The organism is Streptomyces xinghaiensis S187 (assembly GCF_000220705.2).
Classification (GTDB): domain Bacteria; phylum Actinomycetota; class Actinomycetes; order Streptomycetales; family Streptomycetaceae; genus Streptomyces; species Streptomyces xinghaiensis.
In genome coordinates, this window is the sequence record NZ_CP023202.1 from 2,192,714 (window position 1) to 2,207,745 (window position 15,032).

Here is a 15,032-nt window from a genome sequence, read left to right on the forward strand (position 1 = left end):
CTGGTCACCACGAGTGTCAATGGAGAGTCATAATCTGTCAATAGAAGTCATTGACCGCCGCGAGGCCGGGGCCCCGCGCCCGTGCCGTCTCACATCTCCCGCAGGCCCGGCGCCGCCCAGCATCCCGCCACCACCAACAGATAGGCGCCGGAGATCACCAGGACGGTATGCGACAACCCGACGCCGCCCACCAGCGCGACGGCCGCGGTCGCCCCGAGCGGCACCGCGGACAGCGCCACGGTGTCGATCGCGGCCACCACCCGCCCGTACTGCCCCTCCGGTATCCCGCGCTGCAGCGCGCCGGTCCGCAGCGGCGCGACGGGAGCCGCGACCGCGCCCAGCACGGCCAGCAGGGCGGCGCCGAGCGGGAGCGGGGGCAGCGCGGCCAGCCCGGCGATGAGCAGGCCGGCCGCGAACCCCGCGGCCAGGAACGTCCTGCGCCGGCCCAGGCGGTGCCCCACCACCGCGAAGGCCAGCGACCCGGCGGCCGTCCCGATCCCGAAGGCGGTCAGCAGCACGCCGAGACTGCCGGCGCTGCCCAGGTGCTGGTAGGCGTAGGTGACGAGGACGACCCCGGCCAGCCCGCTGTCCAGGCCGTTGAAGGCGGTGGAGGAGGCCGTCAGGGTGCGCAGCAGCCGGTGCTGCCGCAACGTCCGCAGCCCGGCGCGGAGTTCGGCCGTGTACCCGCCGGCCGGCCGCTCCGGCGCCGGGGCCGCGGAGCGGTCGGGGGCGGACACTCCGGCGGTGATGACCAGCGCGGCGAGGGCGCACACCCCGGCGTTGATCAGCAGCACGCTCGCCGTGCCCAGCAGCGCCACCCCGAGACCGCCGAGGGCCGGCCCGCAGAGCTGGCTCACCTGGCGCACCGCCGTGAGCAGCCCGTTGGCCCGCTCCAGCGGCATCCGCGCCGCGCCGGCCAGCGCGGGCACCAGCCCGGTCACGGCCGTGACGCCGGGGATGTCCAGCAGGCTCGCGAACAGCACCAGCGCCACCAGCGTGACGAAGTCGAGCCGCCCGAGCGTGTGCAGCAGCGGTATCCCGGCGGCGGCCGTACCGCCGAAGAGGTAGGACACGACGGTGGTGGGCTTGAAACCCCACCGGTCGATGAGCGGGCCCGCCGCGAAACCGGCCGCACCGGCGCCGACCGAGGCCACGGCGACGACGATTCCGGTCCGCGCGACGCTCCCGGTGGTCTGCAGGACGAACCACGGGACCGCCACGATCATCATGGCCTCGCCCACGGAGGCGATCGCCACCGCGGTCAGCAGGGCGGTCAGCCCCGCCCGTCGTCGCGGCGCGTCGTCTCCGTGGGACACAAGCCATGACTCTAGCATGACTGGCTATGACTGAGATGAAAAGACCAGGTACGGAAGGGGCCGGTACACTCCCCTGTCATAGTTCGTTACTTCCCCCGCGTCCACACAACCTTTGGCGAGCGATTACCTTGACGGTCGAGCAACCGGAATTCGGGAGGCAGGTACGGGAGATCCGCCGTGCGCAGGGCCTGTCACAGACGGACCTCGCCGGTGACAACATGTCACCCAGCTATATCTCCCTCGTCGAGAGCGGCCGCCGCGCCCCCAGCGTCAAACTGGCCCGGGTCATCGCCGAGCGCCTGGGCGTCCCGCTCCAGCAGCTCGTCGCCCCCCAGCCGCGCGAGGAGCGGCGCACCCACCGGCTGGGCCTCGTCGGACGGCTCGTCGCCGCCCGCTCCTCGCAGCTCTCCGGCGACTGGGAGGCGGCCCACGACCAGCTCCGCGAGGTCATCGAACGCGCCGGCGACTCCGAGGCGGACGAGGTGCTGTGGGAGGCCCGCTGGGACCTGGCCACCACCCTCGGCCACCTCGGCCGGCAGCGGGAGCGCGAGGAGACCCTCCGCGGGCTGCTGGACGATCCGCTCACCGAGGCGTCACCGCTGCTGCTCACCCGGGTCTCCGTGGAGTTCGCCCAGGCACTGCGGCTCGCGGGGAAGCTCTCCGAGAGCGTGCGCGTCGCCGAGGAGGCCGTCCGCTCCGCGGAGTCCCTCGGCGCCGACCCCGCCGAGACCGTCCGCGCCCGGGTCGCGCTGCTGTCGGCCTGCGCCGAGAGCGGCGACTGGCAGCGGGCCGCGGGGATCGCCGAGGAGCTGCGCGACGCCGTGTCCGCCCTTCCCGACGGCCGGGTGAAGGCCGTCGCCCTGTGGGCCTGCGCCGGTGCCCGGTACGCGGCCGGGGACACCCCGCAGGCGCTCAAACTCCTGGACCGGGCCGTCGAACTGGCCACCCCCGCCACCGATCTGCAGCTCAGCGCCCGGCTGTCCGTGGCCGGGGCGCTGATGCGCCTCTCCGCCGGTGAGGCGGAGGCCGCGGAGATCCTGCTGGAGCAGGCCCGGCGGACCACGTCCCTGCTCGGCTCCGACGGCCGGCGGACCCAGCTCGCGGCCGCCTCCGTCGCGCTGAGCCTCCACCGCGGCGACACCGGCGCGGCCCTGGACCAGGCGCGCGAGGCGGAGGCCGGCCTCGACGGAACGGCACCGCTGGACGAGGCCCGGTGCACCGTGGCTCTCGCCAGGGCACACCGGGCCGCCGGCGCCGCCGGGGAGGCCGACGCCCGCTACCGCGACGCCGCCGCCCGCTACGAGCGGACCGGCGCCTACCGCTTCGCGGTGGAGGTCTGGCGGGAGCTCAGCGAGCCCGTCCCGCCCGGCCGCACGGGCTTCGACCCGCACGCGCTCGTCATGCCATGACCGGCGGTCTGTCGCCCACCTGCCACACGAACACCCGCCGCATCTCGGAGGAGGTCGCCACGGAGGCCGCCAGCCCGGGTTCGGCGGGCACGTCGTAGACATAGGCGACGGGCGGGTCCGCGGACTCACCGCCACCGGAAGCCGGCGGCAGCAGCACCCGGCCCTCCCGGTGCTGGATCAGTGCGTCCACCTCACCCGCCAGGGCGAGCCGTCCGTACCCCGAGAGCCGCAGGGAGGCCTCCTTGCGCGTCCACAACTGGGCCAGCCGGCGGGAGCGTTCCTCCTCCGGGGCCTCGTCCACGAACAGCCGCTCGGAACGGCTGAACGGCAGAAACGCTTCCTCGTCCAGGAGGCTCGGCACACCGTGCCCGCTCACCGCCACGGCCGAACCACCGGCCAGCGCGACGAACTGCCGCCGCTCGTCCGGGCACACCGCGATGTCCACCGACGAGCCCTCCAGCTCCGGCCGCCCGTAGACATCGCGCCGCAGCGGTACCTCGCGCTCCGGCAGATCCATCAACTGGCCGAGAAAGGCCCGCAGTGCGGCCCACCGGCCCCTCGCCCCGGCGGCGCGGCGGTCCAGCCGCACCGAGAAGACGTGCAACTCGCGATCCGCGAACGGACGGTGGCGGTCAACCACCGGAACCGGACCCGCGTCTGTTCCATGCATCGCATCCCCCTAGATGGCACGGAGTACGGAGCGCCCGGGAACGGGTACCCGGGCGTTCCCACGGAATCCCGCCACCCCCACCGGTCATGCGGGGGTGCATCGGGACAGGTAAAACTCAAGCCAATCCTGACAGCGGAGTCCGCTCGCTAATCTCATCCCTCAGAAGGATTCGACACCCCCCACTCGGCGGGGTCCGGAAGGGGGACCGTGATCCGCGTGGCACTCCTCGGCGCGGCCCGTGAGCGGTCCGCCCTGCGCACGGCCCTGGCCGCCCCGGGCATCACGGTCGTCGGGGCGGACCGGCCTCCCCGGCTCCCCCAGCCGCACCGGGAGCCCGCGGACCCCGGCCCGGCGCGGGCCGATCTGGTGCTGCTCGCCGCCGCGCCGGACCGCCCGGCCCCGCTCACCGCCGTCCGGTCCCTGCGCTCCCGGCCGGCGGCCCCGCCGGTGGTGGTCCTGACCTCCGCCCCCGGCGCCGAGTACATCGCCGGCTGTCTCGCCGCGGGGGCCGCGGGCGTGCTGGACCCGGGCGCCGACCGGCCCGTCCTGCTCTCCTGCTTACGCATCCTGGCCTCCGGGGGGCGCGTCTTCCCCGCCCCCGCCGCCCGCGTCCGGACCCCCGACCCGGACACCCGCCCGGACACCCGCGGGGCCGGCCGTCCGGCCGGCCGCCCGGGCACCCGCCGGAATCCCGGGCCCGCGGCCGGCGACCACCGGGCGCTCACCCGGCTGACGCTCCGTCAGCGCGAGGTGCTCTGCCTGCTGGCGGCCGGGCTCACCAACCCCGCCATCTCCGCGCGGCTCGGCATCGCGCCGGCCACCGTCAAGGAGCACGTCAGCGCCACCCTGCGGAAACTGGGCGTCAGCAACAGGACGAGCGCCGCCGTCCTCGCCCACCGGGCCGGCTGGACCGACGGCGGACGCCCGCCCCCGGCCGCGCCCGCGCCCCACGAACCGGCCGGGCGCCCCGCCGCCCCGCGGCTGCCGCCACCGTCCTGAAACGGCCCCGCCTGACCGCTCCGCGGACCGCTACATCCTTGGATGTACGTCCGGGAGCCGACGCCCCGCCCCGACTCCCGTGCTGTGATGGGCCCATGCCGTCCGCCGTCCCCCTCCCGCCCCGCGACGATGGCCTGATTGCCGCAGGTGGTCTTCTCGGCGGTCTGGTCCTGTGGTACTTCGAGATCTACACCACGGTCCCGCGCAGCGCCGACCTCGGCGCACTGCCGCTCGCCCCGCTGGCCGTGATGTGCGTCGCCGTGCTGCTGCGCCGCACCGGCCAGCCGTGGGCCCTGCTGATCGGGGTCGGCGCCCTCGTCGCGGACCAGGTGATCGGCTCCCTGCTGGCGACGGTCCTGATGTTCACCGACGTCGTCTACGCCAGTGTGCTGTACGGGCGCCCCGGCATGGCCCGCCATGTGCTCTCGCTGTCCACGGTGGCCACGGTGGGCGTCACCTTCTGGGCCCTGGCCGCCCACCCGGAGCCGGAGTCGCTGCTCGTCGGCGTGGTCTGCGCCCTCATCACGATCGCCCCCGCCTGGAGCGGCCTCACCATCCGCGAACACCGGGAGGCCGCCCGCGAGGAGCGGCTGCGCGCCGAACAGACGGCGCTGCTCTCCGAGATGGACCGCCGCGAGGCGGTGGCCGCCGAACGGGGCCGGATGGCACGGGAGTTGCACGACCTGGTGGCCAACCACCTCTCCGCGATCGCCATCCACTCCACCGCCGCGCTCTCCCTGGGCGACCAGAAGGCCGCCCAGGAGGCCCTCCGGGTCATACGGGAGAACAGTGTGCAGGGCCTGGCCGAGATGCGCGGGCTGATCGGCCTGCTGCGCGCCGGCGAGGGCGAGGAGGCGGATCTGCTCGCCGCCCCCCGCCTCGACGGCCTCGACGCGCTGCTGGACCAGAGCCGGGCCAACGGGGCGGGCAGCGGCCTGGAGTTCGTCCTGGAGGACACCCGCACGCCAGGCCTGCGGCTGCCGGCCCCGGTCGAGATGGCGGCGTACCGGATTGTCCAGGAGTCGCTGACGAACACGCTCAAGCACGCCTCGCCCGGCACCGTGACCGTACGGCTGGCGCACGAGGACGGCGGGCCGCTGACCGTGGAGGTCCGCAGCCCCTGCGACACCGGCGGCCGTCCCCGCGCGCCCGGCGCCGGGGCGGGCCTGGTGGGCATGGAGGAACGGGTGGCCCTGCTGGGCGGCGCCTTCGAGGCCGGACCGGTCGCCGCGCCCGCGGGCGCCGGGCAGCACACCGGGCCGCCCCCCGCCCGGGCACAGGAATGGCAGGTGCGGGCGGAACTGCCCGCCGACGTGAAGGGATCGTCATGACGGAGTCAGCCGGGCAGCCCGTCCGGGTGCTGGTGGCCGAGGACCAGTCCGCCGTCCGGGGAGGGCTGGTGCTGATCCTCCGCTCCTCCCCCGGCATCGAGGTGGCCGGCGAGGCCGCGGACGGCGAGGAGGCCGTGCGGCTGGCCCGGGAACTCCGCCCGGACGTGGTGCTCATGGACGTCCAGATGCCGAGGCTCGACGGGGTCTCGGCGACCAGGACGATCACCGCGGAAGGGCTGGCGGACGTCCTCGTCCTGACCACCTTCGATCTGGACGAGTACGTCTTCGGCGCCCTGCGCGCGGGCGCGGCCGGCTTCCTGCTCAAGGACAGCGAGGCGGCGGAACTGGTGGCGGCGGTACGGACGGTGGCCCGCGGCGACGGGCTGATCGCCCCCGCCGTGACCCGCCGGCTGATCGCCGAGTTCGCCTGCCCGGGCCGGGAGAGCCGCACCGGCGCGGAGGATCCCGCGGTGCTGCGGACCCTGACGCCGCGCGAACGGGAGGTGCTGGGCTGCCTGGGTGAGGGCCTGTCCAACGCCGACATCGCCCGGCGGCTGCGGATGGCGGAGGCCACGGTGAAGACCCATGTGAGCAGGCTGCTGGGCAAGCTGGAGCTGCGCAGCCGGGTCCAGGCGGCCGTGCTGGCACGGGAGTTGGGCGTCCGGGGGCCGTGATGCCCCGGGGCCGGCGGGCGGACCGCGCGGCGCCGGAGCGACGGCGGGGCGGGCGGATGGACGGGCAGCGGGGCGGGCGGAGGGGCGTCCGGCGGGGCATTCCGGGACGGGACTGCGGCACAACTGGTCCAGACCTCTTGACCAGAGGTACAGACCTTTCTACCCTCCTCAGCAATGCGAAGGCCACACCCTCCCGCCCCGCGCGGGCGGAGGGGCGTGCCGTCGGGCGGCCGCAGGATCCACCCCCAACGGATCGACTGAGGAGCAGCCTTGCGCTCAGGAACCTCCCCCCTCCCCCACCGCCGCCCCCGCGCACCCCGCCGGGCCGCCGCGGTCCTCATCACCCTCCTGCTCTCCCTCACCGCCCTCGCCCCCGCCGCCCAGGCCGCCCCGGAGCCGGCCCCGGAGGCGGCCCCCGCCGCCGCGGCCCCCGCCGCCGCGGCCCCCGCCGCCGCGGCCCCCGTCAAGCTGGGCTACTTCACCAACTGGGCGGGCTACGGCCGGAACCACCACCTCAAGGACCTGGTCACCTCCGGCACCGCCGCGAAGCTGACCCACATCAACTACGCCTTCGGCAACGTCACCGGCGGCAGATGCGCCATCGGCGACGCCTACGCCGACCACGACCGGGCGTACACCGCCGAGCAGAGCGTCGACGGCCGCGCCGACACCTGGGACCAGCCGCTGCGCGGCAACTTCAACCAGCTCCGCAAGCTCAAGGAGCGGTACCCGCACCTCAAGGTGCTCTGGTCGTTCGGCGGCTGGACCTGGTCCGGCGGCTTCACCGAGGCGGCCGCCGACCCCGAGGGCTTCGCCCGCTCCTGCCGTGACCTCGTCGAGGACCCGCGCTGGGCGGACGTCTTCGACGGCATCGACCTGGACTGGGAGTACCCCAACGCCTGCGGGCTGCGGTGCGACTCCAGCGGCCCGCAGGCCTTCGCCACGATGATGCGGGCCATGCGCGGCGCGTTCGGGAACGACCTGGTCACCGCCGCCATCACCGCCGACGCCTCGGAGGGCGGCAAGCTCGACGCCACCGACTACGGCGCCGCCGCGCAGTACACCGACTGGTACAACGTGATGACGTACGACTTCTTCGGCGCCTGGGACGCCGACGGCCCCACCGCCCCGCACTCCCCGCTCACCTCCTACGACGGCATCCCCGCGGCGGGCTTCACCGCCGACGCGGCCGTCCGGAAACTCACGGAGCAGGGCGTCCCCGCCGGAAAACTGCTGCTCGGCATCGGCTTCTACGGCCGCGGCTGGACAGGCGTCACGCAGAGCGAGCCGGGTGGCGCCGCGAGCGGCCCGGCGCCGGCCACCTACGAGTCCGGCATCGAGGACTACAAGGTGCTGAAGACGGCGTGCCCGGTCACGGGCACCGTCGCGGGCACCGCCTACGCCCACTGCGGCGACCAGTGGTGGAGCTACGACACCCCGGGCACCATCGCCGGGAAGATGGCCTACGCCAAGGAGCGGGGGCTCGGCGGGGCGTTCTTCTGGGAGACCAGCGGTGACACCGCCGACGGCGAACTGATCGCCGCGATCGACCGCGGCCTGCGGTAGAAGGCGGACGCGGGGCCGTCACCGCCCCGCACCCGGCGACCGGGGAGAGCGGTGCCGCCCGCCGCCTCCCCGGTTCTCCTGTACAACGGAGCGGGGCCCCACCGGACCGCGTCCGGCGGGGCCCCGGCTCGGCTAAGCCACGTTCACCCTCCCCCAGACTCCGTCCGGGGGCACCCCCAACCAACGAGACACCTTTTCTCAGGCCACATTGACTCGTTGCCCCGGCGGGGCCGCTTCGAGCCAGGCGAGGAAGCCCGTCAGGGCGTCCTCGCTCATCGCCAGTTCCAGGCGGGTGTCGCGGTGCGCGCAGCCGAGGACGACGGCGTCGGAGAGCAGGGCCAGCTCCTCCTCGCCCTGCGGGGTGCGGCGCGCCACCACCTCGATCGCGGAGCGCTCCAGGACCCGGCGGGGCCGGGGCGCGTAGGAGAACACCCGGAACCATTCGATCCGGTCACCGCTGTAGCGGGCGACGCCGTAGATCCAGCCCTTGCCGCTGGGCTCGGGCTCCCCCTCGGGCACGTCCCAGCGCAGGCTGCAGTCGAAGGTGCCGCCGGAGCGCTGGATCAGTCTCCGCCGCAGACCGAAGACGAAGAGCCCCAACAGCACCAGCGCGACGACCGCGCCGCTCAGCACAAGAGCGAGGACCATCTCCACCGACCTCCTCGCCTCACGTACCCGACCAGTATGACGTCATGTACCGCAACAGCCGCGGACTGCCCCGGAGGTTCCCGGAGTGGTCCGCGGCTGTGCTCATCGTGCGTGTCGTGACCGTCTCAGCGCTTGCTCGCGGCCGCGACCAGCCGGATCTCCGCGCGCCGCTCGGCGGCGGCGTCGGATTCCGACTTGGCTCGTTCCAGGGCCCGCTCGGCACGGGCGGTGTCGATCTCCTCGGCCAGCTCGGCGATCTCCGCGAGCAGCGACAGCTTGTTGTCGGCGAAGGAGATGAAACCGCCGTGGACGGCGGCGAGCACCGTACCGCCGTCGGTCGTGCGGATGGTCACCGGGCCGGTCTCCAGCACACCGAGCAGCGGCTGGTGGCCGGGCATGACGCCGATGTCACCCGATGTGGTGCGTGCGACGACCAGGGTGGCCTCGCCGGACCAGACACTGCGGTCCGCGGCGACCAGCTCGACGTGCAGCTCAGCAGCCAACGTGGCTCCTCGGGTCTCCACCTGCCGTGACAGGTGTCCAGAAGGTCTGGGGATAGGAATGTCCGGGCTTCACAGAATAACGGGCGTGGATCCGGGGGCGGGACGGGCCCGCCCCCGGACACCGGACGGGGGTCAGGAGACGCCCAGCTCCTTGGCCTTGGCCTTCAGGTCGTCCAGGCCACCGCACATGAAGAACGCCTGCTCGGGGAAGTGGTCGTACTCGCCGTCGGCGATCGCGTTGAACGCGGCGATCGACTCGTCCAGCGGAACGTCCGATCCGTCGAGACCGGTGAACTGCTTCGCCGCGTGGGTGTTCTGCGACAGGAAGCGCTCGATACGGCGGGCGCGGTGGACGACCAGCTTGTCCTCCTCGCCGAGCTCGTCGATACCGAGAATGGCGATGATGTCCTGGAGGTCCTTGTACTTCTGCAGGATCCCCTTGACGCGGGAGGCGCAGTCGTAGTGGTCCTGCGAGATGTAGCGCGGGTCCAGGATGCGGGACGTCGAGTCCAGCGGGTCCACCGCCGGGTAGATGCCCTTCTCCGAGATCGGCCGGGAGAGGACCGTCGTCGCGTCGAGGTGCGCGAAGGTCGTCGCCGGGGCCGGGTCGGTCAGGTCGTCCGCGGGCACGTAGATCGCCTGCATCGAGGTGATCGAGTGGCCGCGGGTCGAGGTGATGCGCTCCTGGAGGAGGCCCATCTCGTCCGCGAGGTTCGGCTGGTAACCCACCGCGGAGGGCATCCGGCCGAGCAGCGTGGAGACCTCGGAACCGGCCTGGGTGAAGCGGAAGATGTTGTCGATGAAGAACAGCACGTCCTGCTTCTGCACATCGCGGAAGTACTCCGCCATGGTCAGACCGGCCAGCGCGACCCGGAGACGGGTGCCCGGGGGCTCGTCCATCTGGCCGAAGACGAGGGCGGTCTGCGGGAGAACGCCGGACTCGGCCATCTCCTCGATCAGGTCGTTGCCCTCACGGGTGCGCTCGCCGACACCGGCGAACACGGAAACGCCCTCGTGCAGCTTGGCCACACGCATGATCATTTCCTGGATGAGCACGGTCTTGCCGACGCCGGCGCCGCCGAACAGACCGATCTTGCCGCCCTTGACGTACGGGGTCAGCAGGTCGACGACCTTCAGGCCGGTCTCGAACATCTCGGTCTTGGACTCGAGCTGGTCGAAGGCGGGGGCCTGGCGGTGGATCGGCCAGCGCTCGGTGACCTCGGACTCGGCCTCCGGCTCGTTCAGGATCTCGCCGAGGGTGTTGAACACCCGGCCCTTGGTGACGTCGCCGACCGGGACGGTGATGCCCTTGCCGGTGTCGGTCACGGGGGCCCGGCGGACGAGGCCGTCGGTGGGCTGCATGGAGATGGCGCGGATCACGCCCTCACCCAGGTGCTGGGCGACTTCCAGGGTCAGCGTCTTGAGGGCGCCGTCCTGGGCCGGGTCCGCGACCTGGACGGTCAGGGCGTTGTAGATCTCCGGCATCGCGTCGACGGGGAACTCCACGTCGACGACCGGGCCGATGACCCGTGCGACGCGGCCGGCGGCCACGCCGACCGGAGCGGTCGGCTCAACAGTGGTGGTCATAGTTGTCAGTCACTCCCCGCGTTCGCGTCGGCCAGGGCGCCAGCGCCACCGACGATCTCGCTGATTTCCTGGGTGATGTCGGCCTGGCGGGCCGCGTTGGCAAGCCGCGTCAGCGACTTGATGAGCTCTTCGGCGTTGTCCGTGGCCGACTTCATCGCGCGGCGGCGGGCGGCGTGCTCGGAGGCGGCCGACTGCAGCAGGGCGTTGAAGATGCGGCTCTCGACGTACCGGGGCAGCAGGGCGTCGAGGACCTCCTCGGCGGAGGGCTCGAAGTCGAACAGCGGAAGAATCTCCGCCTTCGTCCCCTGCTCCGCCGCGCCCGCCTCGGCGAGGCTGAGCGGCAGCAGCCGCTTCTCGACCGGCGACTGCGTCATCATCGACACGAACTCCGTGAAGACGATGTGCAGTTCGTCCACGCCGCCCTCGGCGGTGTCCTGGACGGCCGCCTCGATCAGCGGGGCCGCGACGGCCTTGGCGTCCGCGTACGACGGGCTGTCGGTGAAGCCGGTCCACGAGTCCGCGAGCTTCCGCTCCCGGAACGTGTAGTAGGCCACGCCCTTACGGCCGACGACGTACTGGACGACCTCCTTGCCCTCCGCGACGAGCTTCTCCCGGAGCGCCTCCGCCGCCTTGATGGCGTTGGCGGAGTAGCCGCCGGCCAGTCCGCGGTCGCTCGTGACGAGCAGGACCGCGGCCCGGACGGGCCGCTCGGTCTCGGTGGTCAGCGGGTGCTGGGTGTTCGAGCCGGTGGCCACCGCCGCCACCGCGCGGGTGAGCTCCCGCGCGTACGGCGAAGAGGCCTCCACCTGGCGCTGGGCCTTGATGATGCGCGAGGCCGCGATCATCTCCATCGCCTTGGTGATCTTCTTCGTCGCGGTGACCGACTTGATACGGCGCTTGTAGACCCGGATCTGGGCACCCATGCTCAGCCCTCACCCAGCAGCTTGCCGTCCGAGGTCTCGAACTGCCGCTTGAAGGAGGCGATGGCGTCGCCGAGCGCCTGCAGGGTGTCGTCCGACATCTTGGCGCCCTCGCGGATGCTCGTCATCAGGCCCTTGTGCTCGCGGTGGAGGTAGTCCAGCAGCTCGCTCTCGAAGCGGCGGATGTCCTCGACGGGCACGTCGTCCATCTTGCCGGTGGTGCCGGCCCAGATGGAGACGACCTGGTTCTCCGTGGAGAACGGCGCGTACTGGCCCTGCTTCAGCAGTTCCACCATGCGCTTGCCGCGCTCCAGCGAGGCCTTGGAGGCCGCGTCCAGGTCGGAACCGAAGGCGGCGAACGCCTCCAGCTCGCGGTACTGGGCGAGGTCCACGCGGAGCCGGCCGGAGACCTGCCGCATGGCCTTGTGCTGGGCGGAGCCACCGACACGGGAGACCGAGATACCGACGTTCAGCGCCGGCCGCTGGCCCGCGTTGAAGAGGTCGGACTCCAGGAAGCACTGGCCGTCGGTGATGGAGATGACGTTGGTCGGGATGAACGCCGAGACGTCGTTCGCCTTGGTCTCGACGATCGGGAGACCCGTCATCGAGCCCTTGCCCAGCTCGTCGGAGAGCTTGGCGCAGCGCTCCAGCAGCCGGGAGTGCAGGTAGAAGACGTCACCCGGGTAGGCCTCGCGGCCCGGCGGGCGGCGCAGCAGCAGGGAGACGGCGCGGTAGGCGTCGGCCTGCTTCGACAGGTCGTCGAAGACGATCAGGACGTGCTTGCCCTGGTACATCCAGTGCTGCCCGATGGCCGAGCCGGTGTACGGGGCGAGGTACTTGAAGCCGGCCGGGTCGGACGCCGGGGCCGCGACGATCGTCGTGTACTCCAGGGCACCGGCCTCCTCCAGCGCGCCGCGCACGGACGCGATGGTGGAGCCCTTCTGGCCGACGGCGACGTAGATGCAGCGGACCTGCTTGTCCGGGTCGCCCGAGCGCCAGTTGTCGCGCTGGTTGATGATCGTGTCGACGGCCAGCGCGGTCTTGCCGGTCTGGCGGTCGCCGATGATCAGCTGACGCTGGCCGCGGCCGATCGGGGTCATCGCGTCGACGGCCTTGAGGCCGGTCTCCATCGGCTCGTGCACCGACTTGCGCGCCATGACGCCGGGGGCCTGCAGCTCGAGGGCGCGGCGGCCCTCGGTCGCGATCTCGCCGAGGCCGTCGATCGGGTTGCCCAGCGGGTCGACGACGCGGCCGAGGTAGCCCTCGCCGACCGCGACGGAGAGCACCTCACCGGTGCGCTGCACCGGCTGGCCCTCCTCGATGCCGCTGAACTCGCCGAGCACGATCGCGCCGATCTCGCGCTCTTCCAGGTTGAGGGCGAGACCGAGGGTGCCGTCCTCGAACCTGAGCAGCTCGTTCGCCATGGCCGAGGGCAGACCCTCGACCTTCGCGATGCCGTCGCCGGCAACGCTTACCGTACCGACCTCCTCGCGCGAGGCCGCGTCCGGCTTGTACGCCTGGACAAAGTTCTCCAGCGCGTCCCGGATCTCCTCCGGCCGGATCGTGAGCTCCGCCATCTGGGTTCCCTGCTCTCCTTGTTGGGCCCGAAGTCTTTGGGGGTCTGGGGTTGTGCCCCCAGAGGACTCTGCACGGCCCAACCCGGGCCGCTGTCATGCTTGTTGAGTTGGTGGCTGTCTCAGCCGGCCATCCGCCGGGTCACCTCGTCGAGGCGGTCGGCGATGGTGCCGTTGATGACCTCGTCGCCGATCCGCACCTGGATCCCGCCGAGGACCGCGGGGTCCACGTCGAGGTTGAGGTGCATCTGCCGGCCGTACAGCCGGGCCAGCCCGTCGCCGAGGCGCCGCTTCTGCTCGTCGCTGAGCGGCACCGCCGAGGTGACGACCGCGACCAGGCGGTCACGGCGGTCCGCGGCCAGCTTGGACAGCGCGTCCAGCCCACCGTCCAGGCTACGTCCCCGCGGCCGCGTCACGAGTCGCGTCACCAGCCGCTCGGTGACCGGGTTGACCCGGCCGCCCAGCAGCCGGCGGAGCAGCTCCGCCTTGGCCGGGGCCTCGGTGCCGCGCTCGGCGAGTGCCGCGCGCAGCTCCGGGCTGGAGGCGACGATCCGGCCGAACCGGAACAGCTCGTCCTCCACGTCGTCCAGCGCACCGGACCGCTGCGCGGCGATGAGCTCGGCGGTGCTCGCCAGCTCCTCGATCGCGTCCACCAGGTCGCGCGAGCGCGACCAGCGGGAGCGGACCATGCCGGTGACGAGGTCGGCGGTCTCGCCGCCGACCTGGCCCGCCAGCAGGCGCCCGGCCAGTTCGGCCTTGGCCTCGCCGGCCTGCGCCGGGTCGGTGAGGACCCGACGCAGCGACACCTCGCGGTCGAGCAGGCCCGTGACGGCGGCCAGCTCCTCGGCGAGCTTCGCCGCGTCCACGGACGTGTTGTCCGTGAGCGCGTCGAGACGCTCGCGTGCGGCAGCCAGTGCCTCGCGGCTCGCTCCGTTCATCGGCCGGCCTCGGCCTTCGTCGCCGCCTTGGTCTCCAGCTCGTCCAGGAAGCGGTCGATGACGCGGCTCTGCCGGGCGTGGTCCTCGAGGGACTCGCCGACGAGCTTGCCGGCCAGGGTCGTGGCGAGCGTGCCCACGTCCTGGCGCAGCGCCTGCGCAGCCTGCTTGCGGTCGGCCTCGATCTGGGTGTGACCGGCGGCGATGATCTCCTCGCGCTGCCGCTGGCCCTCCGCACGCATCTCGGCGATGAGCGCGGCGCCCTGCTCCTGGGCCTCCTGGCGCAGCCGCGCCGCCTCGTGCCGGGCTTCGGCGAGCTGGGCCTTGTACTGCTCCAGCACGTCCTGCGCCTCGGTCTGGGCCGCCTCGGCCTTCTCGATGCCGCCTTCGATGGCCTCGCGGCGCTCTTCCAGAACCTTGTTGATGGTCGGGAGGAGCTTCTTGGCGAGGACGCCGAAGACGATGGCGAACGCGATCAGGCCGATGACGAGCTCTGGGATCGGCGGGATCAGAGGGCTCTGAGGCTCCTCCGCCGCCAGGTGAACCAGAACGTTCACATCAGTGCCTTTCGTCGAAAAGTGGTGTCGGTGAGCTCAGATCAGGTACCGAACACGAACGGCATGACGAGGCCGATCAGGGCCAGCGCCTCACAGAACGCGAAGCCGAGGATCTGGTTGGCACGGATGAGACCGGCCGCCTCGGGCTGGCGGGCGAGGGCCTGGGTGCCGTTACCGAAGATGATGCCGACGCCGACGCCGGGGCCGATGGCCGCGAGGCCGTAGCCGATGGAGCCGAGGGAGCCGGAGACGGCGGCGAGGTTCTCCACAGCGGACATGCTGTTTCTTCCTTCTCTTTCACAAGCCGGTGGGGGTTGGCCACCGGACATCTATGGGCGGGGAG

Annotated in this window: 15 protein-coding genes; 5 read left to right on the forward strand and 10 right to left on the reverse strand. The window is 72.7% G+C overall.

Annotated elements, in window-relative coordinates:
* Positions 1-89: 89 nt before the first annotated feature.
* Positions 90-1,316 carry an MFS transporter gene (locus tag SXIN_RS09175; RefSeq protein ID WP_157916266.1) on the reverse strand — a complete coding sequence of 409 codons (1,227 nt, stop codon included), beginning with the start codon at positions 1,314-1,316 and terminating at the stop codon, positions 90-92.
* A 35-nt stretch (positions 1,317-1,351) separates the two neighbouring features.
* On the opposite strand from SXIN_RS09175, the gene SXIN_RS09180 reads away from it, so the two are divergent.
* Complete coding sequence (locus SXIN_RS09180; RefSeq protein ID WP_272951829.1) at positions 1,352-2,725, forward strand: helix-turn-helix transcriptional regulator; 1,374 nt, start codon at positions 1,352-1,354, stop codon at positions 2,723-2,725.
* On the opposite strand, the gene SXIN_RS09185 is transcribed toward SXIN_RS09180, so the two are convergent.
* Positions 2,715-3,329, reverse strand: coding sequence for a 4'-phosphopantetheinyl transferase family protein (locus tag SXIN_RS09185; protein WP_019709999.1), 615 nt, complete (start codon positions 3,327-3,329; stop codon positions 2,715-2,717). The two genes, SXIN_RS09180 and SXIN_RS09185, sit on opposite strands and share 11 nt — an antisense overlap.
* Before the next feature lie 282 nt (positions 3,330-3,611).
* Here SXIN_RS09185 and SXIN_RS09190 point away from each other — a divergent pair, with 282 nt between their 5' ends.
* The 4 genes from SXIN_RS09190 (at position 3,612) to SXIN_RS09205 (ending at position 7,965) form a co-directional block, all read left to right on the forward strand.
* On the forward strand, positions 3,612-4,394 hold the full coding sequence (locus tag SXIN_RS09190; protein WP_192883572.1) for a helix-turn-helix transcriptional regulator: 783 nt from the start codon (positions 3,612-3,614) through the stop codon (positions 4,392-4,394).
* Between the two features lie 95 nt (positions 4,395-4,489).
* A complete protein-coding gene (locus tag SXIN_RS09195; protein ID WP_019710000.1) occupies positions 4,490-5,725 on the forward strand; it encodes a sensor histidine kinase in 1,236 nt (411 codons plus the stop codon).
* Complete coding sequence (locus SXIN_RS09200) at positions 5,722-6,399, forward strand: response regulator (RefSeq protein ID WP_019710001.1); 678 nt, start codon at positions 5,722-5,724, stop codon at positions 6,397-6,399. The genes SXIN_RS09195 and SXIN_RS09200 overlap by 4 nt, the downstream gene beginning before the upstream one ends.
* Before the next feature lie 270 nt (positions 6,400-6,669).
* Positions 6,670-7,965 carry a glycoside hydrolase family 18 protein gene (locus tag SXIN_RS09205; protein WP_095756849.1) on the forward strand — a complete coding sequence of 432 codons (1,296 nt, stop codon included), beginning with the start codon at positions 6,670-6,672 and terminating at the stop codon, positions 7,963-7,965.
* A 198-nt stretch (positions 7,966-8,163) separates the two neighbouring features.
* Here the strand turns inward: SXIN_RS09205 and SXIN_RS09210 are convergent, their stop codons facing one another.
* The 8 genes from SXIN_RS09210 to SXIN_RS09245 form a co-directional block, all read right to left on the reverse strand.
* The gene (locus SXIN_RS09210; protein WP_039822274.1) at positions 8,164-8,613 is read right to left on the reverse strand and encodes a DUF2550 domain-containing protein; all 450 of its coding nucleotides are present in this window, start codon (positions 8,611-8,613) and stop codon (positions 8,164-8,166) included.
* 125 nt (positions 8,614-8,738) lie between these two features.
* Positions 8,739-9,116, reverse strand: a complete 378-nt coding sequence (locus SXIN_RS09215) for a F0F1 ATP synthase subunit epsilon (protein ID WP_019710004.1) — start codon at positions 9,114-9,116, stop codon at positions 8,739-8,741.
* Between the two features lie 132 nt (positions 9,117-9,248).
* Entirely contained in the window at positions 9,249-10,703 is a 1,455-nt protein-coding gene (gene atpD / locus SXIN_RS09220; protein WP_019710005.1) for a F0F1 ATP synthase subunit beta, read from the reverse strand.
* A gap of 5 nt (positions 10,704-10,708) precedes the next feature.
* Positions 10,709-11,626 (reverse strand): F0F1 ATP synthase subunit gamma, encoded by a 918-nt coding sequence (locus SXIN_RS09225; protein ID WP_019710006.1) that lies wholly within the window; start codon positions 11,624-11,626, stop codon positions 10,709-10,711.
* A gap of 2 nt (positions 11,627-11,628) precedes the next feature.
* Entirely contained in the window at positions 11,629-13,200 is a 1,572-nt protein-coding gene (gene atpA / locus SXIN_RS09230) for a F0F1 ATP synthase subunit alpha (protein WP_019710007.1), read from the reverse strand.
* 119 nt (positions 13,201-13,319) lie between these two features.
* Positions 13,320-14,135 carry a F0F1 ATP synthase subunit delta gene (locus SXIN_RS09235; RefSeq protein ID WP_019710008.1) on the reverse strand — a complete coding sequence of 272 codons (816 nt, stop codon included), beginning with the start codon at positions 14,133-14,135 and terminating at the stop codon, positions 13,320-13,322.
* Positions 14,132-14,689, reverse strand: a complete 558-nt coding sequence (locus tag SXIN_RS09240) for a F0F1 ATP synthase subunit B (protein WP_019710009.1) — start codon at positions 14,687-14,689, stop codon at positions 14,132-14,134. Before SXIN_RS09240 ends, SXIN_RS09235 begins: the two co-directional genes overlap by 4 nt.
* Positions 14,690-14,730: 41 nt before the next feature.
* Positions 14,731-14,967 (reverse strand): ATP synthase subunit c family protein, encoded by a 237-nt coding sequence (locus SXIN_RS09245; RefSeq protein ID WP_019710010.1) that lies wholly within the window; start codon positions 14,965-14,967, stop codon positions 14,731-14,733.
* Positions 14,968-15,032 lie beyond the last annotated feature (65 nt).